General features: G+C 50.4%; 23 protein-coding genes. 10 read left to right on the forward strand and 13 right to left on the reverse strand.

Going from position 1 to position 23,127, the window contains the following annotated elements; all coding sequences use genetic code 11:
• Nucleotides 1-333: 333 nt before the first annotated feature.
• The 3 genes from D6029_RS17795 to D6029_RS17805 all read right to left on the reverse strand — a co-directional run bounded on the left by D6029_RS17795 (nt 334) and on the right by D6029_RS17805 (nt 1,732).
• Nucleotides 334-732: a YdeI family stress tolerance OB fold protein gene (locus D6029_RS17795; RefSeq protein ID WP_120066075.1), complete on the reverse strand. Its 399-nt coding sequence runs from the start codon at nt 730-732 to the stop codon at nt 334-336.
• Between the two features lie 78 nt (nt 733-810).
• On the reverse strand, nt 811-1,338 hold the full coding sequence (locus D6029_RS17800; RefSeq protein ID WP_120066076.1) for a GNAT family N-acetyltransferase: 528 nt from the start codon (nt 1,336-1,338) through the stop codon (nt 811-813).
• Between the two features lie 220 nt (nt 1,339-1,558).
• Complete coding sequence (locus tag D6029_RS17805; RefSeq protein WP_120066077.1) at nt 1,559-1,732, reverse strand: DUF1127 domain-containing protein; 174 nt, start codon at nt 1,730-1,732, stop codon at nt 1,559-1,561.
• A gap of 177 nt (nt 1,733-1,909) precedes the next feature.
• Here D6029_RS17805 and D6029_RS17810 point away from each other — a divergent pair, with 177 nt between their 5' ends.
• Together D6029_RS17810 and D6029_RS17815 are read left to right on the forward strand one after the other, a co-directional pair.
• Nucleotides 1,910-3,328, forward strand: coding sequence for an aminotransferase-like domain-containing protein (locus D6029_RS17810; RefSeq protein ID WP_120066078.1), 1,419 nt, complete (start codon nt 1,910-1,912; stop codon nt 3,326-3,328).
• A 96-nt stretch (nt 3,329-3,424) separates the two neighbouring features.
• A complete protein-coding gene (locus D6029_RS17815; protein WP_120066079.1) occupies nt 3,425-5,041 on the forward strand; it encodes an STY4199 family HEPN domain-containing protein in 1,617 nt (538 codons plus the stop codon).
• Between the two features lie 158 nt (nt 5,042-5,199).
• Here D6029_RS17815 and D6029_RS17820 read toward each other — a convergent pair whose 3' ends face one another.
• The 4 genes from D6029_RS17820 to D6029_RS17835 form a co-directional block, all read right to left on the reverse strand.
• On the reverse strand, nt 5,200-6,579 hold the full coding sequence (locus D6029_RS17820) for a carbohydrate porin (RefSeq protein ID WP_120066126.1): 1,380 nt from the start codon (nt 6,577-6,579) through the stop codon (nt 5,200-5,202).
• Between the two features lie 184 nt (nt 6,580-6,763).
• The gene (locus D6029_RS17825) at nt 6,764-7,066 is read right to left on the reverse strand and encodes a PTS lactose/cellobiose transporter subunit IIA (RefSeq protein ID WP_147365249.1); all 303 of its coding nucleotides are present in this window, start codon (nt 7,064-7,066) and stop codon (nt 6,764-6,766) included.
• A 27-nt stretch (nt 7,067-7,093) separates the two neighbouring features.
• Nucleotides 7,094-8,419 (reverse strand): PTS sugar transporter subunit IIC, encoded by a 1,326-nt coding sequence (locus tag D6029_RS17830; RefSeq protein WP_120066081.1) that lies wholly within the window; start codon nt 8,417-8,419, stop codon nt 7,094-7,096.
• Between the two features lie 13 nt (nt 8,420-8,432).
• The gene (locus D6029_RS17835) at nt 8,433-8,747 is read right to left on the reverse strand and encodes a PTS sugar transporter subunit IIB (RefSeq protein WP_120066082.1); all 315 of its coding nucleotides are present in this window, start codon (nt 8,745-8,747) and stop codon (nt 8,433-8,435) included.
• Between the two features lie 294 nt (nt 8,748-9,041).
• On the opposite strand from D6029_RS17835, the gene D6029_RS17840 reads away from it, so the two are divergent.
• On the forward strand, nt 9,042-9,998 hold the full coding sequence (locus D6029_RS17840) for a LacI family DNA-binding transcriptional regulator (RefSeq protein WP_120066083.1): 957 nt from the start codon (nt 9,042-9,044) through the stop codon (nt 9,996-9,998).
• 34 nt (nt 9,999-10,032) lie between these two features.
• Here D6029_RS17840 and D6029_RS17845 read toward each other — a convergent pair whose 3' ends face one another.
• The 4 genes from D6029_RS17845 to D6029_RS17860 all read right to left on the reverse strand — a co-directional run bounded on the left by D6029_RS17845 (nt 10,033) and on the right by D6029_RS17860 (nt 13,526).
• On the reverse strand, nt 10,033-10,296 hold the full coding sequence (locus D6029_RS17845; protein WP_244212424.1) for a hypothetical protein: 264 nt from the start codon (nt 10,294-10,296) through the stop codon (nt 10,033-10,035).
• 279 nt (nt 10,297-10,575) lie between these two features.
• Entirely contained in the window at nt 10,576-11,028 is a 453-nt protein-coding gene (locus D6029_RS17850) for an SgcJ/EcaC family oxidoreductase (RefSeq protein WP_120066084.1), read from the reverse strand.
• 218 nt (nt 11,029-11,246) lie between these two features.
• Nucleotides 11,247-12,599 (reverse strand): glutathione-disulfide reductase, encoded by a 1,353-nt coding sequence (gene gorA / locus D6029_RS17855; RefSeq protein ID WP_120066085.1) that lies wholly within the window; start codon nt 12,597-12,599, stop codon nt 11,247-11,249.
• An 84-nt stretch (nt 12,600-12,683) separates the two neighbouring features.
• Nucleotides 12,684-13,526: a 23S rRNA (adenine(2030)-N(6))-methyltransferase RlmJ gene (locus tag D6029_RS17860; RefSeq protein ID WP_120066128.1), complete on the reverse strand. Its 843-nt coding sequence runs from the start codon at nt 13,524-13,526 to the stop codon at nt 12,684-12,686.
• A 169-nt stretch (nt 13,527-13,695) separates the two neighbouring features.
• Here D6029_RS17860 and prlC point away from each other — a divergent pair, with 169 nt between their 5' ends.
• The 4 genes from prlC (at nt 13,696) to D6029_RS17880 (ending at nt 17,205) form a co-directional block, all read left to right on the forward strand.
• Complete coding sequence (gene prlC / locus D6029_RS17865; RefSeq protein WP_120066086.1) at nt 13,696-15,738, forward strand: oligopeptidase A; 2,043 nt, start codon at nt 13,696-13,698, stop codon at nt 15,736-15,738.
• 8 nt (nt 15,739-15,746) lie between these two features.
• Nucleotides 15,747-16,499, forward strand: coding sequence for a 16S rRNA (guanine(1516)-N(2))-methyltransferase RsmJ (gene rsmJ, locus D6029_RS17870; RefSeq protein WP_120066087.1), 753 nt, complete (start codon nt 15,747-15,749; stop codon nt 16,497-16,499).
• Nucleotides 16,500-16,714: 215 nt separating this feature from the next.
• The gene (locus D6029_RS17875) at nt 16,715-16,891 is read left to right on the forward strand and encodes a type II toxin-antitoxin system CcdA family antitoxin (RefSeq protein WP_120066088.1); all 177 of its coding nucleotides are present in this window, start codon (nt 16,715-16,717) and stop codon (nt 16,889-16,891) included.
• On the forward strand, nt 16,891-17,205 hold the full coding sequence (locus D6029_RS17880) for a CcdB family protein (RefSeq protein ID WP_120066089.1): 315 nt from the start codon (nt 16,891-16,893) through the stop codon (nt 17,203-17,205). Before D6029_RS17875 ends, D6029_RS17880 begins: the two co-directional genes overlap by 1 nt.
• Before the next feature lie 55 nt (nt 17,206-17,260).
• On the opposite strand, the gene uspA is transcribed toward D6029_RS17880, so the two are convergent.
• Nucleotides 17,261-17,698: a universal stress protein UspA gene (uspA, locus tag D6029_RS17885; RefSeq protein WP_034460563.1), complete on the reverse strand. Its 438-nt coding sequence runs from the start codon at nt 17,696-17,698 to the stop codon at nt 17,261-17,263.
• A 365-nt stretch (nt 17,699-18,063) separates the two neighbouring features.
• Between uspA and uspB the strand changes: the two genes are divergently transcribed.
• On the forward strand, nt 18,064-18,399 hold the full coding sequence (gene uspB / locus D6029_RS17890; RefSeq protein WP_120066090.1) for a universal stress protein UspB: 336 nt from the start codon (nt 18,064-18,066) through the stop codon (nt 18,397-18,399).
• A gap of 71 nt (nt 18,400-18,470) precedes the next feature.
• Here the strand turns inward: uspB and pitA are convergent, their stop codons facing one another.
• Nucleotides 18,471-19,973, reverse strand: a complete 1,503-nt coding sequence (pitA, locus tag D6029_RS17895; RefSeq protein WP_120066091.1) for an inorganic phosphate transporter PitA — start codon at nt 19,971-19,973, stop codon at nt 18,471-18,473.
• Between the two features lie 229 nt (nt 19,974-20,202).
• On the opposite strand from pitA, the gene D6029_RS17900 reads away from it, so the two are divergent.
• Complete coding sequence (locus D6029_RS17900) at nt 20,203-21,396, forward strand: BaiN/RdsA family NAD(P)/FAD-dependent oxidoreductase (protein WP_120066092.1); 1,194 nt, start codon at nt 20,203-20,205, stop codon at nt 21,394-21,396.
• A gap of 104 nt (nt 21,397-21,500) precedes the next feature.
• Complete coding sequence (locus D6029_RS17905) at nt 21,501-23,114, forward strand: SNIPE associated domain-containing protein (RefSeq protein ID WP_120066093.1); 1,614 nt, start codon at nt 21,501-21,503, stop codon at nt 23,112-23,114.
• Nucleotides 23,115-23,127 lie beyond the last annotated feature (13 nt).

Below are 23,127 nucleotides of genomic sequence, written 5' to 3' on the forward strand. Positions count from 1 at the left end.
CCCGGTATAAATTGCCCCAGTGTTCCCCATAAGTCAGGGTTGAGCTGCCGGGAGCAGCGAAAGAGAGCGATCGTCTGGAACGAGTCGCGAACGACCCTGATGTTGGGGATAAGCTGGGGTTTACCGCGCAGCGGCAATTTAATGGCCGGGCGCCAGGATTATCAAGGAGAGGGCGTTCTCTCCTTGATTCGTTCACCGTTTTCGGGCAGTAAAGAGATAACTGAACGCGCGGGTGAACGGAAAATCAGCGAGGCTTGCAGAGCTCACCCTGACAAGATTGCCAGGGCGAGTTGTATAAGAGACAGCCATCCAAAGAGGGAGCCGGCAAATCATTTACTGCTTCTGCAAATGATCCACTTTCATCACCGCAGGTTTCTGTTTTTTATCCAGCGTACCGTTGATAGCCACCAAATGATCGGGGCTGATGGAACGACCATCAAACACGGCCAGCGGAATTTCCACTTCTATGGTGTCGGTTTTATCTCTGAACTGGTAACGGTCACCCTTGGTTTTCTTGATGAGATTACCGGTGAGCGACACGCTTGCGCCGTCGTGCATGGCTTTTGCCTGAACAACGGTCATGCCTTTGGCATCTTCCATGCCGCGATAACCTTTATCCATCGCATGCGGCGGTGGCGGCGCTTCGTCGGTTTTCAATCCACCCTGATCATCAGCCAGGGCAGGCAGACTGAGCATGGCGGTAAATCCCGCCAACAGTAGCAGTTTCTTCATCTTTTCTCCTGAGCTTAAGCTTTTATGGGCACTCATTAAGCCTGGCATAAGGTCAGGAAAGCGTCATGGAATGCAGTTTTATCTGAACTCATTACGCAGCAAGCCAAAAATCCAGTCATCCTGCCAGATACCCGCCAGAAAATAGTTTTCGCGCAGCACGCCTTCTTGCTTAAAACCGGCTTTTTCCAGCGTCTTTTTCGAGCCGATATTCCCGACGGTGACGGTCGCGGTCAGTTTGCGTATCTGGCATTTTTCAAAGGCAAATTTGCACACCGCATGCAGCGATTCAAACCCGTAACCTTGCCCGTGAAACGCGGGATCGAGAATAAAACCGACTTCCGCTATATCGTCATCGCTGCGCACAAAACCGGTAAAACCAATCGCCACGCCGCTGTGTTTATCGCGCATCACCAGGCAAAGCCAGTGGCGGCTGTGAATTTCCCAGCGCACCAGGCGAGCATTAAAAATCTGGCGAATTTCCGCTTCCTGACGGTTATCGGAAACATAACGCATCACGTCGGGATCTTGCTGCAAGCGCAAGAATAACGACCATTCTTGTTCGGTAATTTGCGTTAAATCGAGTCTGGAGGTGGCGAGTGGAAACATGGTTTTTAGTTCACGATATTATTTTTTTGCCGATTGTTCTTTAAGTGATATCAGCAAAATAATAACGGCGCCATGTTTATACCCGTCATACTTCAAGTTGCATTTTTGTTGGCTACGCTCACTCGCCCGAATCACTTAGTTTACTAAGCTCATCGGGACTTGCTCTCTTGCCGCCGCGATGCAACTCGAATTATTTGGGTATAAGCGCTGTTTATGAAAGTTATTTCCAGTGTGATATGTCATCCGTCGTCAGCCCAATATCTTTTAATTGTTCTTTGCTCAGTCCCTTTAAAGTGCGCTCTGTCTGGCGCAGTAACCTTCTTTGGCGGAAATACTGGTAAATCATCACCAGGCCATAAAAAGGCCGACGCGGTCTGTTTTCTTCAAAGCCCATGATGTTGCTCCTCATCGTGTTGATGGGAACAATCATGCGCCGCCATACAGATCGCAGGCAGAGGCAAATATAACTTTTATTTAACATACAGACGCGCTAAAACAAGATCTGAATGGGGCTTTTGCCATCGCTCTGTACTGGTTTTCCCGTCTGTATGGTTGATTAAGAGGATACAGCATGACGCGCTATCAACATCTTGCCACTTTGCTGGCAGAACGTATCGAACAAGGCTTGTATCGCAGCGGCGAGCGTCTGCCTTCGGTGCGCAATTTGAGTAGCGAACACGGCGTCAGTATCAGCACCGTACAGCAGGCTTATCATTTGCTTGAAGACCGCCAGCTTATTTCTCCGCAGCCGCGCTCCGGCTATTTTGTTACGCCGCGCAAATCATTGCCGCCCGTTCCACCGTTGACGCGCCCGGCCCAACGCCCGGTAGAAATCACTCAATGGGATGCGGTTCTTGAACAGCTCACCGGAAGGGAAGATGGCGGCAGTATCGCATTTGGCAGCGGATTTCCGGATGTGACCCATTCAACGATTAAACCGTTGTGGCGTGAAATGAGCCGCATTGTGCAGTATCAGGAAGCCGAAGTTTTGGGCTATGACTGCATCAACGGCAAGCAAGTGCTGCGCGACCAAATCGCCCGCCTGATGCTCGACAGCGGTTGTGTCGTCACGCCGGATGACATTGTGATCACCACCGGTTGCCATGAAGCCCTGTCGATTGCGATTCGTGCGGTGTGCGAGGCGGGAGATATCGTGGCGGTTGAGTCGCCTTGTTTCCACGGCACCATGCAAATGCTGCGTGCATTCGGCGTTAAAGTGATTGAAATACCGACGGATTCTGAAACGGGGATTAGCGTCGAAGCCCTTGAACTGGCGCTGGAGCAGTGGCCCATCAAAGCGGTGATTTTGGTTCCTACTTGCAACAATCCGCTCGGGTTTATCATGCCCGATGCGCGTAAAAAGGCGGTGCTAAATCTGGCGCAACGCTTTGATATCGCGATTATTGAAGACGATGTTTATGGCGAGCTGGCGTATGAATATCCGCGACCGATGACGATAAAATCGCTGGATGTCGATGGGCGCGTGTTGTTGTGCAGCTCATTTTCTAAAACGTTAGCGCCGGGTTTGCGCGTGGGCTGGATTGTGCCGGGGCGCTATTTTGACCGCGCGATGCATATGAAATATATCGTCACCGGCAGCTCTACGACCTTTACGCAAATGGCGGTTGCTGAGTTTGTGCGTAATGGCCATTACCATCGCCATTTGCGGCGTATGCGCCAACACTATCAGCGCAATCTCGACATTTTCACCTGCTGGGTGCGTCACTATTTCCCGTGCGGTATCTGCGTTTCTCGTCCGCAAGGCGGTTTCCTGATGTGGATAGAACTGCCGGAACACATTGATATCGTGCCAATTATTGCAACGTTGCGTGAACATAATATTCGCATTGCGGTGGGGTCACTGCTTTCCGCTTCCGGCAAATATCGCAACTGTATGCGTCTGAACTACGCGCTGCCATTCAATGATGCGACCGAAACCGCGCTGCGAAAATTGGGCGAGGTAATCAGCGATATTTTTGAAAATGCTTAATTTTCCTGGTCTTTTATCGCCATTGCTTCCACTCCGGCTACGCTAATATTCTGTGCAATGGCGTCGTGACTCGCGCCTTATTCAAAAAGGAAAATCATGACCAGCGCTGCACAGTTGCTGATGCGGGAAAAGTTCGAGACTTGCCTGAGTGTGATTCGCCAGGCGTCATTGCAAATCCTGCCACTTCTCACCATCAAAGCCTCCGATGGCAAAGATCCACAATGGTTTTTTCAACAGCTCGAACAGGCCCGACAGGTGCTTGGAAGCTGGATGGCGGTGGCAAAACGCTTAAATCTTAATGACGCCGAAATCTCGCATTTCACGCTGCTGCTGCGCCATTTGCAGCAACTGGTGCCGCAATATGAAAGCGGCCAGGAAGTCAGCCATAACCAGTTAATTGCCGCGTTACGTTTTGTGAGTTATCTCGAGCACGTGCGGGCAAAGCAGCCGTTATTGGGTTATTCGAGTGAAATTGAAAACAACGACGACGCCCGGCAGCAAAAAGCGGCACGCCAGATGTGTGCGCTGGAGCTGATGCTTAAAAGCCTGGTGAATCAAAGCTACCCGAGCCAGGCGAAACTGGTGCATAAACTCAAATCGCAATTTGGTGCGGATTGCGTGCGGCGCTGGCTGAAAAACGGCGAGCGCGGCGACATTCTCAGCGGCATGCGCTTTAGCGAGCTGGCTTTGATGGTGGTCGATAAAAAAGAGTACGCCAATCATTATGCCGGGATTTTCCAGGACTCAACCCATCTGAGTTTGCTTATCGATCAACGCAAAACGCTGCAAACTTTTCTCGATGATGTACGCGAAATCCGCAACGATCTGGTGATGCAACAGACGTTAACCTCGGTGCAACTCGCCTTGCTCGAGAGCTATTCACAGGAAAGCAGTGCGGCGATTCAGCGCGCTTTTGATGAGGGGCGAACGAAGGTGAATCCGGCGGCACTCATGGCTGTCAGCGATGCCGCGTTGTCGAGTTATCTGGAGCAGGCTCGCAAAAAATATCAGGCCACCGGGCGTGATACCGAGGAAGTCCGTGACGCCATCGAGCGGCCTGGATTGCGTAATACCCGGCAAAAACAGGACACAGGCGAATCGATGCGCATGGTTCTGTGGTGTGTGGCGGGCGTAGCGGTGATTAGCGCGGCAATCTTTGGGATGTTTTTACTCAGCGAGATGACCAACAAACCCGCCGAGGCGAAAATCACACCGGCCAAAATGACCGCACTTGATTCATTGCCGGAAACGGAAAGTGCGCGTGAGAAGCTGGCAAACATCGGCATTACCTGGGAAGAAGGCAATTTGCGGTCGGCGATTGAACGTGGAGACGCCACGGTGGTGCGGCTGTTTATGTTGGGCGGCATGAACTGGAAGGTCTATTTCACCGAATCGGCACTGGCGGGGGATTACCGCGACGCGCTCAATACGTTGCTGCAATACCGTTCGCAAATGGACGAAGATCGCCCGTGTCGGCGCATGGTCAGAACCATTAGCCAGGCGATGAACGACGGGCAAAGCCTGACTTCGCTGCGCAAACAATTCCTGCAAACTTTTTGCAGTGCGCCAGAAACCGTCCAGCGGCAGAAAGAGGAATTAGCGCGGGCAAAACTGCGGCTGAATGCGCAACAGCAGCGCAAAGACGAGCAGGGCATTGCCGAGGAAAAACGCACCGTTGAGATTCAGCAGGCTATTTATAATGCGATGCGGTGAGGAAAAACCCACCGCATTACGTCGTAAAAATTTATATCCCAAATAATTCGAGCTGCATCAAGGCGGCAAGGGAGCGAATCCCCGGGAGCTTACTAAAGTAAGTGACCGGGGTGAACGAGCGCAGCCAACGCCGATGCAGCTTGAAGAATGAAGGGATATTACCACCAGGCTTCCCACATCGCGCCCACATTGAACGAATCAAGCTGCGTATTTGGCTCGCCCGCAATACGCGTGGTGTGGTTGTTTTCCACCTGACCGCCGGTCATGTAGAAACGCAGCATTGGGCGGAATTCTGGCCCCATTGCGATGGAAATATTCTGCGACAGCGTCAGTTTCCAGCCTTTGTTATCACCGTCGTTTTCGTAATCTACGCGCTGATAACCCGCTTCAAGCCACGTCGAATGGATGTCGTTCCAGAAGTACATCGGGCGAACAATCGCGCCGTAGTTACGACGGTTGTCCTGCGCCAGTTCATCGTTGTCGTAATCGTGGAAGGCGAGGAGATATTCAATCTGCGCTTGTTGCGTGAACTTATAGTTCCCTTCGAAGCTGGCGTACACGGTGTGTAAGCCGTTGGTTTTGTTGTACACGCTGTTGTCTGAATGGTCAGAATAACGGGTGATGATTTTGTTCACGCCGTTGTCGCCAGTGTGACTTAACACCACGGCGGCCTGCCAGGCTTTGGAGCGTTCGTCGCTGTCGATGGCTTTGGAATCAAAGCCGTAGTTGGCGTACAGCTCGAAATCAATCGGGCCAAACTTGATGCCGTGCAGTTTTGATGTTGCCGCGTAGTTGCCTTTATCGCCCGTGCCGGAGCCGCCGGTACAGGAAATGCGCGACGGGTTATCGCCGTCATCAATCATCTCAGGATTGCACTGATCCACAGCGGCCACCGCCGCGATATCCAGTTGTGCAAAACCGAGATCAAGGCTCTTCACTCCCGCGCCTTGCCCGTCGTGGTTCATCCAGAAGTAGTCATTGATGCCCTGTTGTGGACGCTGGTGGAAGTCACGCCCCGCCCAGAAATAGGCATTTGGCTGCGCTTCAAAAAGATTGGTGACGCCCGCATAAGCCTTTTTCAGGTTAACTTCGTCGCCCCAATGGTCGATCATCACGCCGATGTCCCAGATGGCCCCGTTATCGCCTTTAATGATTTTGGTGAGCTGGAATTCGCCGCCGTTGCCTTCGTTACCCAAACGGCCAATTGCTGAGGAACCGTTATAGGAACCGTCAACGCCAATATATTTCTGATCGCCCGCCTGGAAATGCGCACCGTAACGCGCATAGCCGGTGAATTTAAGCCCCAACGGAACAGACTTGTCCGGCGTGGTGGGAACTTGCGGCGTGACCAGGGTATCGGTTCTTTTCAGTCGTGCGGCTTCGATTTTCGCATCGCGGTCAGCCAGTGCTTTATCCACCGCTTTCGCCACGATTTGGTCAATTTGTTCCTGAGTCATGGCTTCTTGTGCGAGTACAGAAATTGGGCAAAGCGCGGCGATAACCGCCATTGTTAATGGAAGCTGTTTTATTAATTTCATTATCATCTCAATTTAGTCATTTATTTTTTAGACGATAAATATCCTGTTCCGGGTTAATAGAGAAAACGCTATTACCAAAACATATTTATCTTTATTTATACTTTCATCGGATTAGAATTAATTAAATTATTTACGTAATGATCTCTCCCTGCCAGAGGTAATATTATTGTTTTATACGTAATACTTAGCGCTGATACAGATGAATAATTTCGTTGGAAAGCTCGCGCGCCAACATTGATGTCATCAGGTGATCCTGAGCATGTACCATAATTAATGTCATTGGCTGTTTGGCTTCACCGGCATCTTGTTCAATCAATTTGGTTTGCATTTTATGCGCTTCACGGGCGTAACCATCGGCTTCCACTAATAACAGTTTGGCTTCTTCAATATTGCCCTGACGCGCAGAATGCAGGGCTTCAAAACACAGGCTGCGTGATTGCCCGGCATTCATAATAATTTCCATCACGGCTTCTTCTAATTCGATCATCATTTATTCCAGAGTTATTAAACGATATTAATTGCTGGTAGCAGTTTCGGTTAAAGGGGCACGCGCTTCGTTTTCTGCGGCAGTTTTTTGTAATGAACGCTCGTAAGCGCGCAGGAACGGCAGATAAATAATGGTTGAAACGACCATGCAAATTACACACATCACCACCGGACTGAAGGCCCAGTTTGTTGCCCATGACGCGCCAATCGGTGCCGGAGTTGTCCATGGAGTCAGTGAAACGACTTGTGCCAACCAGCCCAATTTTGTCGCGGTATAAGCCAGAATGGCGTTGACCATTGGTACGCAAATAAACGGAATAAACAGCAGCGGGTTCATAATAATCGGCGCGCCGAACAGAATCGGTTCGTTGATATTAAAGAAGCTCGGCACGATGCCCATTTTGCCGATGGTGCGTAAGTGCGTCACTTTGCTGCGCAGCAGTAAAAACGCTAATGGCAAAGTGGAACCGACGCCGCCAATCAATAAATAGTGATCCCAGAAACCTTGCAGATAGATGTGCGGTAACGCGGTGCCTGCGGCGAGTGCGGCCTGGTTTGCTGCGAGGTTCGTCATCCAGAACGGGTTCATGATGCCGGTAACAATCAGCGAACCGTGAATGCCAGAGAACCAAAAAATCTGGCACAGCAACACAGAAAGCAGAATCGCAGGCAGGGAATCGGATGCGGAAACCAGCGGTGCCAGCAGGTGCATAATCGCTTGCGGCATGATCATGCCGGTCTGCGCTTCGATGAATAAATTCAACGGATGCAGCGTGCCGATAATCACCACCACCGGAATCAAAATCTCAAATGAACGCGCCACGCCGGTTGGCACTTCTTTTGGCAGGCGAATGGTGATTTTGTTTTCTTTAAGCCATGCATAAACACGAGTGGAGTAAATCGAGGTAATCAGCGCGGTGAAAATGCCTTGCCCGGAAAGATACTGCGTCGAAATTTTGCCGTCCGCATACGGTGCGGCGACCAGCAAAAAGGCCATGAAAGCCAATAGGCCGGACATCACCGGGTCGAGATTAAACTGCCGCCCGAGACTTGCGCCAATGCCGACTGAGATAAAGAACGTCATCACGCCCATGCTCAGGTTGAACGGCAACATCAGTTGTTCACGATAAGTCTGTGAGAAATCCAGCCACGCGCGGGCAAAGCCAATGGTGGTATCAGCGGAGAACGGTGGGAAAATAAATACCAGCATAAAGGAGCCGATAATCATAAACGGCAGGGCTGCGGTGAACCCATCACGAATCGCGATAACGTACTTTTGTTGCCCCAGACGCCCGGCCAGCGGGGTGATGGATTGCTCAATCACCGCCACCATCGATTGATATAGCGAACTCATATGAATAACCCTTTTAGTGAGCCGCTTCGATAAGCGACAGAGCGTAATCCAGCACTTTATCGCCACGCTGCATGCCGTAATCCATCATGTCGATGGCCTGAACCGGGATGCCGTGCGGGGCAGTCTTTTCTGAGAGCGTACTTAACATATATTTCACCTGCGGCCCGAGTAGCACCACTTGGTAGCGCGGGAACTGCACATCAAACTCCGCCACACCGTAAGCCTCTATTTCAACAGGCATTCCTCGTTCTTCGGCCACTGTCAGCATCTTTTTAACTAGCAGGCTGGTGGACATTCCGGCGGAACAACACAACATGATCTTGACCATTAACACTCATCCTCAAAATGTAAATAAAGTATTGCGGAAATGATTTGATACTTTATGGAAACCGTTTTCCATTTGCAGTGAACAGATCTGTGACACCCATCAAGATCCCGTATTTATAGGCTTTACTTATTGGATCATCATCACAAAATTGTCTGATGAATAGTTGGTTTGGACATCATGCGGAAAATCGGTTTCCATCAAAAATGGAAACGACTATACTGGAATTGGCTACAATATGAGCCGCAGTTGTACTCAGGACAGACAGGCATGAACAGAGCCTGATTAAGGAAAAAGATGTCTACAATCAATGATGTATCGCGTTTGGCTGGGGTGTCAAAAGCCACAGTATCACGGGTGTTGAGTGGATCTCGCGGAGTGAAGGAAGCCAGCCGTCTGGCTGTGCTCAAAGCGGCGGAAGAGTTGCGTTACCGTCCAAATATGATTGCGCAATCATTACTCAGCCAATCGACAGGCTGCATTGGCGTGATTTGCGCACAGGAAAATATCAACCAGACCACCGGTTATCTTTACGCGCTGGAGAAACACCTCAGCCAGCATCAAAAACACCTGCTTTTGCGTTTTGCGAACAGCAAAGCGGAAGTCATGCACGCACTCGACGAGCTGACCTGCGGGCTGTGTGATGACGTGCTGATCATCGGCGCGCGTTTCCCGCTCAACATCAGCCAGGAAAACGTGATTCTGGTGGATTGCGTGGATGTGGATTCCAGTAACAGCATTCAGTTTGACCACGCCTTTGCGGCGGAAACGGCCTGTAATTATCTGATTAAACAGGGAAGGCGGCAGATTGCGGTGATCAACCCTGACTCATGCGGGTCGGTTGATCAGATCCTGCTAGGTTATAAACGCGCGCTGGAAAACAATTTCCTGCCGTTCAACCGCAACCTGATTTTTATGGATTCAAGCTCTTCATCGGTTGCGCTCCAGGTGCTACTCAATAACAGCACGACTTTGAATTTCAACGCGTTATTAGTGGCTGATGAGCAAGAAGCACAACGCATCATTCCGCAATTGCAGGCGTTTAATAAATCGGTCCCGAAAGACATTATGGTGTTTAGCCTGGCGGGTTCGCTGCATCTGCCGGGGATTCCAAATATTCCCGCGATTGAATATTCAATGGATGCAATGGCGGCCAGAATCGTGGCGTGGCTAACGGAGAAAACCCAAAGTGCGCTAGGCTCGAATGTGCTGCGAGGGGATTTGATTATTCCAGATATGCAGGGCAGAAAATAAAAAAGCCATACCCGATAAGGGTATGGCCTGATTTTTAATATTTAATATCGCGTGCTTCTTCACGACCATCTTGTTTGCTTTGACGCTTATCCTGGCGGCAATCACTATTACTTTTATTGTCGTTAACCACACATTCACGCTTATCGTGGCGTGAATCCTGACGGGTATCCTGGCGAACATCTCGCGCCTGGCGGCGTTGCTGGCCTTGCTCAGTGGCGTAAGCATTGTTGATGGAGAGCGTGGAGAACATAAAAATACCCGCCATAACACCCATTAATATCGAAGATTTATGTTTCATAAGATGGACTCTGCAAATAGACAATTTCAAAAGAATATAATCAGATTAGTATAAGTGTGACGATTGCGTCTAAATGTAAGCAAATAGTTTGAAGTATGATTTATTATTCAATAATAGAGGTTTAATTTCGCAGGTGTTTGAAATTTAATGGGTTGGTATTTTTGATTATTCGAGCTATAGCAGATTATTTATATCGCGATGCGATAAATGAAAATGGCGGATAGCATTAACGCAGATCCGCCTTCAATTTAAATACTGACCAGATTATCTATTCGTTGCTTATGCTTCTGGCATCGCCGAAGAGTGGTGGGTGGAGATTTTCCACTCTTTCCCATCCCAGGCGTAAGTGAAGGTATAGCGCGCTGACACTGTTGATTTATCAGCGAAGGTAAAGGTATAAGTCCCGGCATCAACCGCTTTATTACAACCCAGTCGTACGGTGCGGCTGTCAATTTTGCCGAACGGTTTCTTCTCTAAGAAATGCTCGAAGTAATCAACTCGCTCGGCATCCGTCAGGCGTACTTTATTGGAAACAGTAGGAAGCAATACCGCATCACTCAGGTAATTGTCTGCTACTTTTTTAGCATCACCCGTCTGCAGAGAATCGTTCCATTTATCGAACAACCCTTCAATCTGTGCTTTGTCAGTTTTGACGCAGTCTGGCGCAGTGGCAGCCATTGCAGAGCCTGATACAAGAAGCAGTGATCCGACGATACCAAGTACCTTTTTCATTAATATCCCTTTGTTTCTGTTGTGTTTTTCCTGTTTGGTAAATTACTAATAATATTGTGGGTATACAATACAATTTATGAATAGTTACAGTTCATTACTATAACCTACGTAAATGAATCAAATGGCGTCAAAACAGTGCTATCAAGCTCCAGAGAAAGCCCAAAAAAAAGCTGACCTGTGAGAGTCAGCTTTTAAGATTCGGTAACGGAATGAATAAATTACCTCATGGTAACGAATTCTTCCGAGCCAGTTGGGTGAATCGCCACGGTGTTATCAAAGTCTTTCTTGGTTGCACCCATTTTCAGCGCCACCGCAAAGCCTTGCAGCATTTCATCCATACCGTAACCGATGCCGTGGATGCCGACGATTTTCTCGTCCGGGCCAGCACAAACTAACTTCATGCGGCATGGCTGGCGGTGAGAAGTCACAGCGGTATACATTGCGGTGAAGGAAGATTTGTACACCTTCACGTTGTCGTCGCCGTATTGCTCACGCGCTTGTGGTTCGGTCAAACCGACCGTGCCGATTGGCGGGTGGCTGAACACGACGGTTGGCACGTTGCTGTAATCTAAATGCTCGTCTGGCTTGTTGTTAAACAAGCGCTCAGACAGGCGACGGCCCGCAGCAACCGCGACTGGCGTCAGTTCTACTGCGCCGGTGTTATCGCCCACGGCATAAATGCCCGCAACGCTGGTGTTCTGGAACTTATCGACTTCGATATAGCCTTTAGCGTTGGTTTTCACACCGGTCGCTGCCAGGTTGAAGTTGTCGGTTTCTGGCTGGCGGCCAATCGCCCAAATCAGGCAATCGACAGTTTCAGAACGGCCATCTTCCAGTTCCAGCGTCAGGCTGCCATCGGCATTTTTGACTACCGCTTTTGGCACCGCTTGGGTGTGCAGCGTTGGGCCTTCGGTGTTGATCACTTCCAGCAGCGTTTCGACGATTAACGGGTCAAAAGTACGCAGTGGTGCGTGTTGACGCACGAACAGATGCGTTTCGGAACCCAGCGCGTTAACCACGCCTGCGATTTCAACGGCGATATAACCCGCGCCAACTACGGCAATGCGTTTTGGCAGCGCTGGCAGCGCGAAGAAACCATCGGAATCAATGCCGTATTCTGCGCCTGGAATAGACGGACGGCTTGGGCGGCCACCGGTCGCAATCAGAATGTGGTCGGCAGTAATGGTTTCGCCGTTCACTTCAACGGTGTGCGCATCGACAAATTTGGCAAAGCCGCGAATCACGTCAACGTTGTTCTTACCCAGAACGTTGTCGTAAGAGGTGTGGATGCGGTCGATATAGGCGGTACGGCTGGCGATTAACTTGTCCCAGTCGAACTTATTCACTGTGGTGTCGAACCCGTAATCCGGGCCGTAGTTGTGAATCGCTTCGGCGATTTGCGCCGCATGCCACATCACTTTTTTAGGCACGCAACCGACGTTGACGCAGGTGCCGCCCAGCTCTTTCGCTTCAATCAGTGCGCATTTCTTTCCATACATCGCCGCACGGTTAATGGAGGCAATACCGCCGCTGCCGCCGCCAATGGCGAGGTAGTCATAATGTTTGGTCATGATGTTTCCCTAATTGAGTCGAAAAAATATTCGCGATTGTAACGCGTGCACTAAAAGGTTCCACCGATAGCTCTGATAGCCTGTTTACTCAGGCACAACCCAGCTCAACGTGGTTGAACCATTACCCGATGGCACCAGCGTTTTGTGCAGCCACGGCAGTACATTAGCCATTTGCTGTTCCAGTTTCCACGGTGGGTTGATAACAATCATGCCGGATGCGGTCATGCCACGGCGGTCGCTGTCCGGCAGAACCGCCAGCTCGATTTGCAGAATGCGGCGAATGCCGGTTTCTTCCAGTTCGCGCAGCATTCGTTTGATTTGCTGGCGCATCACCACCGGATACCACAGCGCGTAAGTGCCTGTTGCAAAACGCTTATAACCGTCGTTGATGCCGGTCACAACGGCCTGATAGTCAGTTTTAATCTCATACGGCGGGTCGATAAGAATCAGACCACGGCGAGAAACTGGCGGCAATTTGGATTTCAGTTGGGTGTAACCGTCCGCACGTTCAACACGCGCGCGGTTATCCTTCTGGAATTCAGAACGCAGCAGCGGGAAATCTGACGGGTGCAGTTCGGTCAGTTGCAGGCTGTCTTGCTCGCGCAGAAGTTGACGGGCAATCAGCGGGGAACCTGGGTAATAACGAAGTTGGCCGCTGTGGTTATAGGCTTTTACTGCGCCAATATACGCTTCAAGTTCCGCTGGCAAATCATCGTGTTGCCAAATGCGGGCGATCCCTTCCAGATATTCACCGGTGCGCTCTGCGTGCTCGCTGCTCAGTTTGTATCGGCCTGCGCCTGCATGGGTATCCAGATACAGAAAAGGTTTTTCCTTCTCTTTTAAGGATTCGATGATCAGACTTTGAACGGTGTGTTTCAGTACGTCGGCGTGGTTGCCGGCGTGAAAGCTGTGGCGATAACTGAGCATGGCTTGCAGGGTTTCCAAAGACAAAAGAAGAACAACTATTCTGCACAGTATACAGCCTTATGCTCGCCGCCTGGCATTGAAATTAACTACACTAAGCCTCATGTTAAAAGGTATTGCCTTTGTAGCGCGCGAGCCGCGCTCCACTTATCAGATATCAGGAACCGCGCTTATGACTAATCCATTGCTGACCCCTTTCGATCTGCCGCCGTTTTCCGCTCTAAAACCTGAACATATCGTGCCAGCCGTGCAGCAAGCGCTGGATGATTGCCGTGCGAAAGTCGAAAGCGTGGTAGCGCAAGGCGCGCCTTATAACTGGGATAATCTTTGCCAACCGCTGGCAGAAGTGGACGACCGCCTGGGCCGTATTTTCTCCCCGGTCAGCCATTTGAATTCCGTGCAGAACAGTGCGGAACTGCGCGAAGCCTACGAACAAACGCTGCCGCTGCTGTCTGAATACAGCACTTGGGTTGGGCAGCACGAAGGGCTTTATCAGGCGTATCGCAACCTGCGCGACGGCGCGTTTTATGCCGATCTCAGCGTTGCTGAGAAAAAGGCCGTCGATAACGCGCTGCGTGATTTCGAGCTTTCTGGCATTGGTTTGCCGGAAGAAAAACAGAAGCGTTATGGCGAAATCGCCGCGCGCTTGTCTGAACTGGGTTCGACCTACAGCAACAACGTGCTGGACGCGACTCAGGGCTGGACAAAACTGATCACCGACGAAGCACAACTTTCTGGTATGCCGGAAAGCGCGCTGGCGGCGGCACGCGCTCAGGCTGAAGCCAAAGAGCAAGATGGCTGGTTGCTGACGCTGGATATTCCAAGCTATTTGCCAGTGCTCACTTACTGCGACAACCGCGAACTGCGTGAAGAAATGTACCGCGCGTATGCGACTCGTGCCTCTGATCAAGGCCCGAACGCAGGCAAGTGGGACAACACGCCAGTGATGGAAGAAATTCTGGCGCTGCGTCACGAACTGGCGCAACTGCTGGGCTTTGGCAACTATGCAGAAAAATCTCTTGCCACCAAAATGGCGGAAAACCCGCAGCAGGTTCTCGAGTTCTTAACCGATCTCGCGAAACGTGCGCGTCCACAGGGCGAAGCGGAACTGGCGCAACTGCGCGCATTCACGCAAAAAGAGTTCAACGTTACCGAGCTGGAACCGTGGGATATCACTTATTACAGCGAAAAACAGAAGCAGCATTTGTACAGCATCAGCGACGAGCAACTGCGCCCGTACTTCCCGGAAGACCGCGCGGTAAACGGCTTGTTCGAAGTGGTGAAACGCATTTACGGCATCACCGCGAAAGAGCGCAAAGACATCGACGTCTGGCATTCTGACGTGCGTTTCTTCGAGCTGTATGACGAAAAAGGCGAGCTGCGCGGCAGCTTCTATCTCGACCTGTATGCTCGCGAGAACAAGCGTGGCGGGGCGTGGATGGACGATTGCGTTGGCCAGATGCGTAAAGCAGACGGTTCGCTGCAAAAACCAGTCGCGTATCTGACTTGTAACTTCAACCGCCCGGTGAATGGCAAACCTGCGCTGTTTACCCACGACGAAGTGATCACCCTGTTCCATGAGTTCGGCCACGGCTTGCACCACATGCTGACCAAAGTCGAAACTGCGGGCGTTTCTGGTATCAACGGTGTGCCGTGGGATGCGGTCGAACTGCCAAGCCAATTTATGGAAAACTGGTGTTGGGAGCCGGAAGCACTGGCGTTTATCTCCGGCCATTACGAAACCGGCGAACCGCTGCCAAAAGAGTTGCTCGATAAAATGCTGGCGGCGAAGAACTACCAGGCGGCGCTGTTTATTCTGCGTCAGCTTGAGTTCGGCCTGTTCGATTTCCGTCTGCATGCGGAATTTAACCCGCAACAGGGCGCGAAAGTGCTGGAAACTCTGTTCGAAATTAAGAAGCTGGTTGCGGTTGTGCCATCGCCAAAATGGGGCCGTTTCCCACACGCGTTCAGCCATATCTTTGCAGGCGGTTACGCGGCGGGTTACTACAGCTATTTGTGGGCCGACGTGCTGGCGGCAGACGCGTTCTCACGCTTTGAAGATGAAGGTATTTTCAATCGTGAAACCGGGCAGTCGTTCCTCGATAACATTCTGACCCGTGGCGGTTCAGAAGAGCCAATGGAGCTGTTCAAACGCTTCCGTGGCCGTGAACCACAGCTTGACGCGATGCTGGCTCATTACGGCATCAAGGGCTAAGTCATTCTGTGAAAATCTGTTTATTGACTGAATCAGGCGCCGACCCCGGCGCCTTATCACTTTTGAGCGAGCGCTGGGGTCTTGAGCACGACGAAGATTCCCTGATGGCGCTGGTTTTGACGCCTGATCATCTCGAATTGCGTAAGCGCGACGAACCCAAACTCGGCGGCATTTTTGTCGACTTTGTTTCGGGTGCGATGGCGCATCGCCGTAAGTTTGGCGGTGGACGCGGTGAAGCGGTGGCAAAAGCGGTCGGCATCAAAAGCGGTTATCTGCCGGATGTTGTCGATGCGACGGCGGGGCTTGGGCGCGATGCGTTTGTATTGGCGTCTGTCGGCTGCCGTGTGCGGATGCTGGAGCGCAACCCGGTGGTTGCCGCGTTGCTCGACGACGGCTTGCGCCGGGGTTATGCAGATCCTGAGATCGGCGGCTGGTTGCAGGAGCGTTTGCAGCTGATTCACGCTTCAAGCCTGACGGCGTTAAGCGATATCACGCCGCGCCCAGAAGTGGTGTATCTCGACCCGATGTTCCCGCATAAGCAAAAAAGTGCATTGGTGAAGAAAGAGATGCGTGTGTTCCAGTCGCTGGTGGGGCCGGACGAAGATGCAGATGGTTTGCTGTTGCCCGCGCAGAAGCTGGCGACAAAACGTGTGGTCGTGAAACGCCCGGATTACGCGCCGCCGCTCGGTGGCGTCGAAACGCATAATGCGGTGGTCACTAAAGGGCACCGGTTTGATATTTATTCGGGTACGGCAGTCTAAATAATCCCCTGCATTGCGGGGGATCTCGCAAAAAAATTGTTGATGTAACCGCGCGATAAATTATTTTACGAGGGCTTGCGAAGAACCTCGATCTTGCGCTTTCCATTCTCCTTCAAAAAGCACAATCTCTTGTCATCCCAGCAACCGGGGACGCTAGCTCCAGGTTGCTCAGTTATAAAATCAATTTATCAATATGCATTTATACGGAGGTAAAGATGTGTGGGAAAAGGGAATTAGAAGGTGCGCAATCAGCGTGTCCGGCTTCTGTAAGTGGAAAGCAGCAGAAAAATAACGAGTCTAGCTGGTATGAAGAAAACCGGGACGCCATCGACGCACTGAATAAGTTTGTTGAAGAAAACGGTACATTTAGTGATTTCCAGCGAGCGTTTTGATGGAGCAATTTATTGCTTATGAGAATAAGGGGATTGGTAAATCCACTTACCCTTATCTGATCAATATCCATCATCCGGTTGCAAATATTCTGAGCCGTGTCGTCGTGATCCCTGTAGTGGGATTACAGAGATTGGGGATGGTACCGCCGAAGAAAGCGTGTCCAGTCATTACTATTGCCGGACATAACTGCGTGGCGATGACGCATATGATTGCGGGTATCCCTGAAAAAGAATTGGGTCGCCCAGTTCAGGATTTAAATGCACATCGCCATACAATTTGTGATGCGGTTGATTTCATCGTTAATGGCTACTGAGCATATGAAAAAGCCCCGCAGTGTAGGCGGGGCTTCAGGTTATCTAGAATAAATTTTAATCTTCGTCTTCATCGCGCAATGGAACAATCAACATATCAACGTGAACGGTGTTGATCAGCTGACGTGCTGAAGACATCAGTTTGCTCCAGAAATCCTGGTGGTGCCCGCAGACCACTAAGTCCATATCGTATTTCTTAATCGCATCGACCAGAACCTGGCCCAGGTCGCCGCTGCCGCTCAGGGTTTCAGTAATCGGATAACCCGCGCCAGTGGAAAGCTCGCTCAGCGCGTGGTGAGTTTCTTCGGAAATGCGTTTCTGCATATCACCCAGATTTACATCAATCAGTCCGGTATAGAGATCGGAGTAATTTACATCGACATGAATCAAGGAAACCTTGGCGTTGTATGGGCGAGCCATAGAAACCGCTTTTTCCACCAATACTTTGCTCTCCGGGGAGAGGTCTACCGCGATCAGAATGTGTTTGTAAGCCATAATTTTACTCCTTCCATAAGTTGTCGATGACCAGCCTGGCCGGATAGCACGATGTGTTTCTCGAGTGCTAACCGCGTGTAAGGACTTAAATTGTAGATTGTATTTCTACCCTATAGCGAATGATAAAAATCGTCAATGTGTCACCGCTTTATACATTGAAGCCCCAAATGAACGTAATCGCTTTGATAAAGGCTAACGATCTGGCAAAAAAAGTAGCGGATCTCCTACACTATTAAATAAGCCGTTCCGGAATAGTAATGTGAGCCGGATCGGCTTTTTGGGCTCGCTGAACGGTCTTTCTGGTTTTCGGGGTGTGCGGTTGCCCTGGAGTGATGTTCTGGGGCTTCACCGGGAGGGGTATTATGATGATCAGCACCGTCGCGCTTTTTTGGGCGCTTTGTGTAGTTTGTGTGGTGAATATGGCGCGCTATTACTCATCTTTGCGTGCGCTGCTGGTGGTACTGCGCGGTTGCGATCCGCTGCTGTATCAATATGTCGATGGCGGGGGCTTTTTTACCGCACACGGCCAGCCAAGCAAACAGATTCGCTTAGTGGGCTATATCTATGCTCAGCGTTATCTTGACCATCACGACGATGAGTTTATCCGCCGCTGTGAACGTCTGCGTCGCCAGTTTATTTTGACCAGCGCGTTATGCGGACTTGTGGTGATCAGCCTTATCGGTTTGATGATTTGGCATTAACAGCTTTGAGCACATAAAAAAAGCGAGCCAGTTTCCTGACTCGCTTTTTGCTTTTTACAGCGCCTGCAATCTTAAATGAAGTGCAGTGAAATCCAGTAAAGCGTACCGGAAAGCAGAATCGATACCGGCAAAGTAAACACCCAGGCCATCAGGATGTTCGTCACCGTTTTACGCTGCAAACCACCACCATCAACCACCATCGTCCCCGCTACGGAAGAAGACAGCACGTGAGTAGTGGAAACCGGCATCCCGGTGTAGCTCGCAATACCGATAGAGACGGCGGCTGTCATCTGCGCGGACATACCCTGCGCATACGTCATGCCTTTCTTGCCAATCTTCTCACCGATAGTGGTCGCCACACGACGCCAGCCAATCATAGTACCGAGGCCAAGCGCCAGAGCGACCGCCATGATAATCCAGATTGGTGCGTACTCGATGGTATACAACAGGTCAGTTTTCAGCTCTTTCAGGAAGCGCTTATCGTCCGGTTTGGTTTCCGGCAGTTTAGCCACTTTCTCTGAAGTATCAGAGATGCACAGCAGCAGGCGGCGCATATGGCTGCGCTGCTCAACGCTCAACTTGTCATAGCTGTCGATAGTGCCCAGCAGTTCTTTCGCACGCTGTACCGCAATAATGGCGCGGCTGGCATCGCAGTGGAACTCAGCAGGCTTATCCTGGCCCTTCACTTCTTCAGGGGTCGGAATAGCCGGGTTGAGATCAACCACGTGCTTAATCACATCGCCGTGCTGCGCGTAGTACTGCTCGAGGTGAGTGATGGCATCGCGAGTACGAGCAATGTCGTAACCGGAAGCATTCATGTTCACCACGAAGCCCGCAGGAGCAACGCCAATCAAAACCAGCATGATCAGGCCGATGCCTTTCTGACCGTCGTTTGCGCCATGGGAGAAGCTCACGCCAATAGCGGAGATAATCAGGGCGATACGCGTCCAGAATGGTGGCTTTTTCTTGCCGTCTTGTTTTTCACGTTCGGCAGGTGTCAGGTGGATACGACGGCGCTTTTTGGTGCCGCTCCAGTAGCGACGTAGCAAAAAGATTAACCCGCCCGCAATCACCAGACCCACGAGTGGAGAGAGGATCAACGACATGAAAATCCCAATCACTTTCGGGATATTCAATGCATCAACGACCGAAGTGCCGTTCATTAATGCGTTCGTCAAACCAATACCAATGATGGCACCGATTAGCGTATGGGAGCTGGAGGCCGGCAGACCGAAATACCAGGTGCCGAGGTTCCAGATGATAGCGGCCAGCAACATAGAGAACACCATGGCAAGACCATGAGCGGACCCTACGTTCAATAGCAGATCGGTTGGCAACATATGCACGATGGCATACGCAACACTCAATCCGCCGAGCAGAACGCCGAGGAAGTTAAATAATGCTGCCATTGCCACCGCAAGTTGCGATCGCATTGCGCGAGTATAGATAACCGTTGCCACCGCGTTAGCAGTGTCGTGGAAGCCGTTGATCGCTTCGTAGAAGAGAACAAATGCCAGAGCAAGTAATAGCAATAGCCCGGTATGAAGATCCAGGCCGTTAAACAGAAATTCCATAGACGTTACGCCATTTTGAGGACATGAACGCGGCGCATTATGTAAGACAACTCCGTAATGCGCCAACAGAAATATGGCCTTTTCTTGATGTTTGTTAGTTGAACGTCAAACATTGAAAAGATTTACGTATTTATTTTCAATCACCTGCAATTGTTAAGACGCTTTTAGCTGGTGCGACCAGCCCGCTATCTTTACAATTCCTTGCATTAAGCATAGTCGGGAGTAGGTCGTGGAAAAGTTTGATGCCGTAATAATTGGTGCGGGAGCCGCAGGAATGTTCTGTGCAGCGATGGCTGGGCAGGCGGGAAGCAAAGTGCTGCTCATCGATAACGGTAAAAAACCAGGCCGTAAAATTCTGATGTCCGGCGGCGGGCGCTGCAACTTTACTAACCTTTATATCGAGCCCGCAGCGTATCTCAGCCAAAACCCTCATTTTTGTAAGTCTGCTCTTGCGCGCTACACCCAATGGGACTTTATCGACATGATCGGTAAGCACAATATTGCGTGGCACGAAAAGACTCTGGGCCAGCTTTTTTGTGACGAATCCGCGCAGCAGGTTGTCGATATGCTGGTGGCCGAGTGTGAAAAAGGGCAAGTTACGACGCGCCTGCGCAGTGAAGTGTTGAGCGTGGAACGTGATGAAAACGGCTATACCCTCGAATTAAACGGTGACACCGTACAAGCGCCAAAACTCGTCATCGCCACGGGCGGGCTTTCGATGCCGGGCCTGGGCGCGACGCCATTCGGCTACAAAATTGCTGAACAGTTTGGTTTGAAAGTGTTACCGACTCGCGCTGGCCTGGTGCCGTTTACGCTCCATAAACCGCTGCTCGAACAATTACAGGTGCTTTCTGGCGTCTCGGTTCCTTCTGTTATTACGGCTGAAAACGGTGTCAGTTTCCGCGAAAGTTTACTGTTTACCCATCGCGGCCTTTCCGGCCCGGCGGTTTTACAGCTTTCGAGTTACTGGCAACCTGGCGAGTTTGTGAGCGTTAACTTACTTCCTGATACCGATCTGGATGAGCTTCTTAACGAACAGCGCAACGCCCATCCGAATCAAAGTCTGAAAAACACGCTGGCGATGGTGCTGCCAAAACGCCTGGTGGAATGCCTGCAACAGCTTGAGCAAATTCCTGATGTGACGTTAAAGCAGCTTAATAGCCGCCAACAAACTGAATTAACCGAAACGCTGCAAGAATGGAAAGTGCAACCTAACGGCACCGAAGGCTATCGCACCGCAGAAGTCACCCTCGGCGGCGTGGACACCAACGAACTGAGTTCACGCACCATGGAAGCGCGTAACGTGCCGGGGCTTTACTTCATCGGCGAAGTGATGGACGTAAGTGGTTGGTTAGGTGGGTATAATTTCCAATGGGCATGGAGTTCCGCCTGGGCTTGTGCGCAGGATTTAGTGGGTCAGTAGCGTCCAAATTTAAAACATTACATACCATGCCGATGGCAAAACTCTGAGTGGGTTAATTTTATTTCCTCATTCATATCAGGTGATCAAATTACAGGGACAGTTTTATGAACGTTATCTATTACTCAATTGCAGGAGTTGTCGCTCTCATAGCCTTTTTGGTTGTGCTTGTCGTAAACAACAGAAAGTTAAAAGCTGTTAAAGCGGATGCCGCAGATAAAGCCGCTCGCCTGGAACGCTACGCGACTATCACTGATGCCGAGGCTGAAGCTGATCGTATTGTCAGTATAGCCAAAGCAGCTGCACAGGAGCTGGAAACGGATTCACAGCGCATCCTGGATGAAGCAAAGATCGAAGCTGCGAAGACTATTGCTGTGAGTGAAGATGATGCAAAGTCAATTACTACACGCGCTGATAATATTCTTTCTGATGCGCGTATCGCTGCCAAACGTCTGAACACTGAAGCTCTGGACGCTGTTGAAAAACAACGTTCCAAACGTGCTGAAATTGAAAAGCAGATCGATGATCTACGTAATTCATACCGCGAAAAGAAGATTACTTTTGACGAGTTGGATGAAGCATTGTCGATTTATAAAGACGATATGGAATTTGCCGAAATGGGCTTCTATGCCCCGCATTTTGATTTTGATACTTCTGAAGTTTTCCAGAATGCTATTCGCGCCAATCGTCAACGGCAGAAAGATATGTTGCGCGTCAAAACCGCGCTAGGTGCTATTTATTGCACTACAGAATGGACTGTGGGTGGCTCGAAGACTGAGGGCAATAAAATGACCACACGGGGCATTAACATGACCGCCCGTGCATTTAATGGTGAGTGTGATGCAGCCATTGCCAATACCAACTTTAAGAACGTGGCAACCATGGAGTCACGTATATACAAAGCCTTTGATGTGTTGAACAAGTTAAATGAAGTCAACCAGATCCACATTAACCACGCCTACCGTGATCTGAAAATTGAAGAATTGCAGCTCACGTTTGAATACCGGGCAAAGAAGCAGGAAGAGAAAGAAGAGCAACGAGAAATTCGAGCCCAGATGGCCGAAGAGCGAAAAGCTCAGGCTGAGATTGACCGTGCCATCCGTGAAGCTGAAGAAGAAGAGCGCCGCGCCCAGAAAGCGCTGGATAAAGCCCGTAAAGAAATGGCTGAGAAATTGGCGAAAATGACCGCTGAACAAGCGTCAAAATATCAGGAAAAGATCGATGCATTACAAGATGCGTTAACGGAAGCTGAGCTGAAAGGACAAAAAGCCCTAAGCATGGCGCAGCAGACCAAACGGGGTCATGTTTACGTTATTTCTAACATTGGCTCATTTGGAGAGAATGTCTTTAAAATAGGTATGACGCGTCGCCTTGACCCACAAGACCGCGTAGATGAACTGGGAAGTGCTTCAGTCCCATTCCTGTTTGATGTTCACGCAATGATTCATAGTGACGATGCTCCTGCCATGGAAAACTCGCTTCATCAGCATTTCAACGAGAAACGCACCAACCTGGTGAACAAACGAAAAGAATTCTTTAACGTGAGCCTCGAGGAAATTAAAGAAGCGGTGTTTGATGTTGCCGGGAGCGATGTGGACTTTATCGAAACGGCAAGTGCTCAGCACTACTTTGAAACGAAAGCCATTCGTAAACAACAGGCCGCAGCAGTAACACCGGTGGAAAATGAAGTTAAGCCACCTCGCTTTGCCGAAGCTATTTAATCTTCGATACGAA

This window comes from Buttiauxella izardii, from assembly GCF_003601925.1.
Classification (GTDB): domain Bacteria; phylum Pseudomonadota; class Gammaproteobacteria; order Enterobacterales; family Enterobacteriaceae; genus Buttiauxella; species Buttiauxella izardii.

What these genes read in the sequence shown, in the direction of transcription:
- D6029_RS17795 (WP_120066075.1), bottom strand. Translation starts at nt 732, where the DNA reads ATGAAGAAACTGCTACTGTTGGCGGGATTTACCGCCATGCTCAGTCTG.
- D6029_RS17800 (WP_120066076.1), bottom strand. Translation starts at nt 1,338, where the DNA reads ATGTTTCCACTCGCCACCTCCAGACTCGATTTAACGCAAATTACCGAA.
- D6029_RS17805 (WP_120066077.1), bottom strand. Translation starts at nt 1,732, where the DNA reads ATGGGCTTTGAAGAAAACAGACCGCGTCGGCCTTTTTATGGCCTGGTG.
- D6029_RS17810 (WP_120066078.1), top strand. Translation starts at nt 1,910, where the DNA reads ATGACGCGCTATCAACATCTTGCCACTTTGCTGGCAGAACGTATCGAA.
- D6029_RS17815 (WP_120066079.1), top strand. Translation starts at nt 3,425, where the DNA reads ATGACCAGCGCTGCACAGTTGCTGATGCGGGAAAAGTTCGAGACTTGC.
- D6029_RS17820 (WP_120066126.1), bottom strand. Translation starts at nt 6,579, where the DNA reads ATGAAATTAATAAAACAGCTTCCATTAACAATGGCGGTTATCGCCGCG.
- D6029_RS17825 (WP_147365249.1), bottom strand. Translation starts at nt 7,066, where the DNA reads ATGATCGAATTAGAAGAAGCCGTGATGGAAATTATTATGAATGCCGGG.
- D6029_RS17830 (WP_120066081.1), bottom strand. Translation starts at nt 8,419, where the DNA reads ATGAGTTCGCTATATCAATCGATGGTGGCGGTGATTGAGCAATCCATC.
- D6029_RS17835 (WP_120066082.1), bottom strand. Translation starts at nt 8,747, where the DNA reads ATGGTCAAGATCATGTTGTGTTGTTCCGCCGGAATGTCCACCAGCCTG.
- D6029_RS17840 (WP_120066083.1), top strand. Translation starts at nt 9,042, where the DNA reads ATGTCTACAATCAATGATGTATCGCGTTTGGCTGGGGTGTCAAAAGCC.
- D6029_RS17845 (WP_244212424.1), bottom strand. Translation starts at nt 10,296, where the DNA reads ATGAAACATAAATCTTCGATATTAATGGGTGTTATGGCGGGTATTTTT.
- D6029_RS17850 (WP_120066084.1), bottom strand. Translation starts at nt 11,028, where the DNA reads ATGAAAAAGGTACTTGGTATCGTCGGATCACTGCTTCTTGTATCAGGC.
- gorA (WP_120066085.1), bottom strand. Translation starts at nt 12,599, where the DNA reads ATGACCAAACATTATGACTACCTCGCCATTGGCGGCGGCAGCGGCGGT.
- D6029_RS17860 (WP_120066128.1), bottom strand. Translation starts at nt 13,526, where the DNA reads ATGCTCAGTTATCGCCACAGCTTTCACGCCGGCAACCACGCCGACGTA.
- prlC (WP_120066086.1), top strand. Translation starts at nt 13,696, where the DNA reads ATGACTAATCCATTGCTGACCCCTTTCGATCTGCCGCCGTTTTCCGCT.
- D6029_RS17875 (WP_120066088.1), top strand. Translation starts at nt 16,715, where the DNA reads ATGTGTGGGAAAAGGGAATTAGAAGGTGCGCAATCAGCGTGTCCGGCT.
- D6029_RS17880 (WP_120066089.1), top strand. Translation starts at nt 16,891, where the DNA reads ATGGAGCAATTTATTGCTTATGAGAATAAGGGGATTGGTAAATCCACT.
- uspA (WP_034460563.1), bottom strand. Translation starts at nt 17,698, where the DNA reads ATGGCTTACAAACACATTCTGATCGCGGTAGACCTCTCCCCGGAGAGC.
- uspB (WP_120066090.1), top strand. Translation starts at nt 18,064, where the DNA reads ATGATCAGCACCGTCGCGCTTTTTTGGGCGCTTTGTGTAGTTTGTGTG.
- pitA (WP_120066091.1), bottom strand. Translation starts at nt 19,973, where the DNA reads ATGGAATTTCTGTTTAACGGCCTGGATCTTCATACCGGGCTATTGCTA.
- D6029_RS17905 (WP_120066093.1), top strand. Translation starts at nt 21,501, where the DNA reads ATGAACGTTATCTATTACTCAATTGCAGGAGTTGTCGCTCTCATAGCC.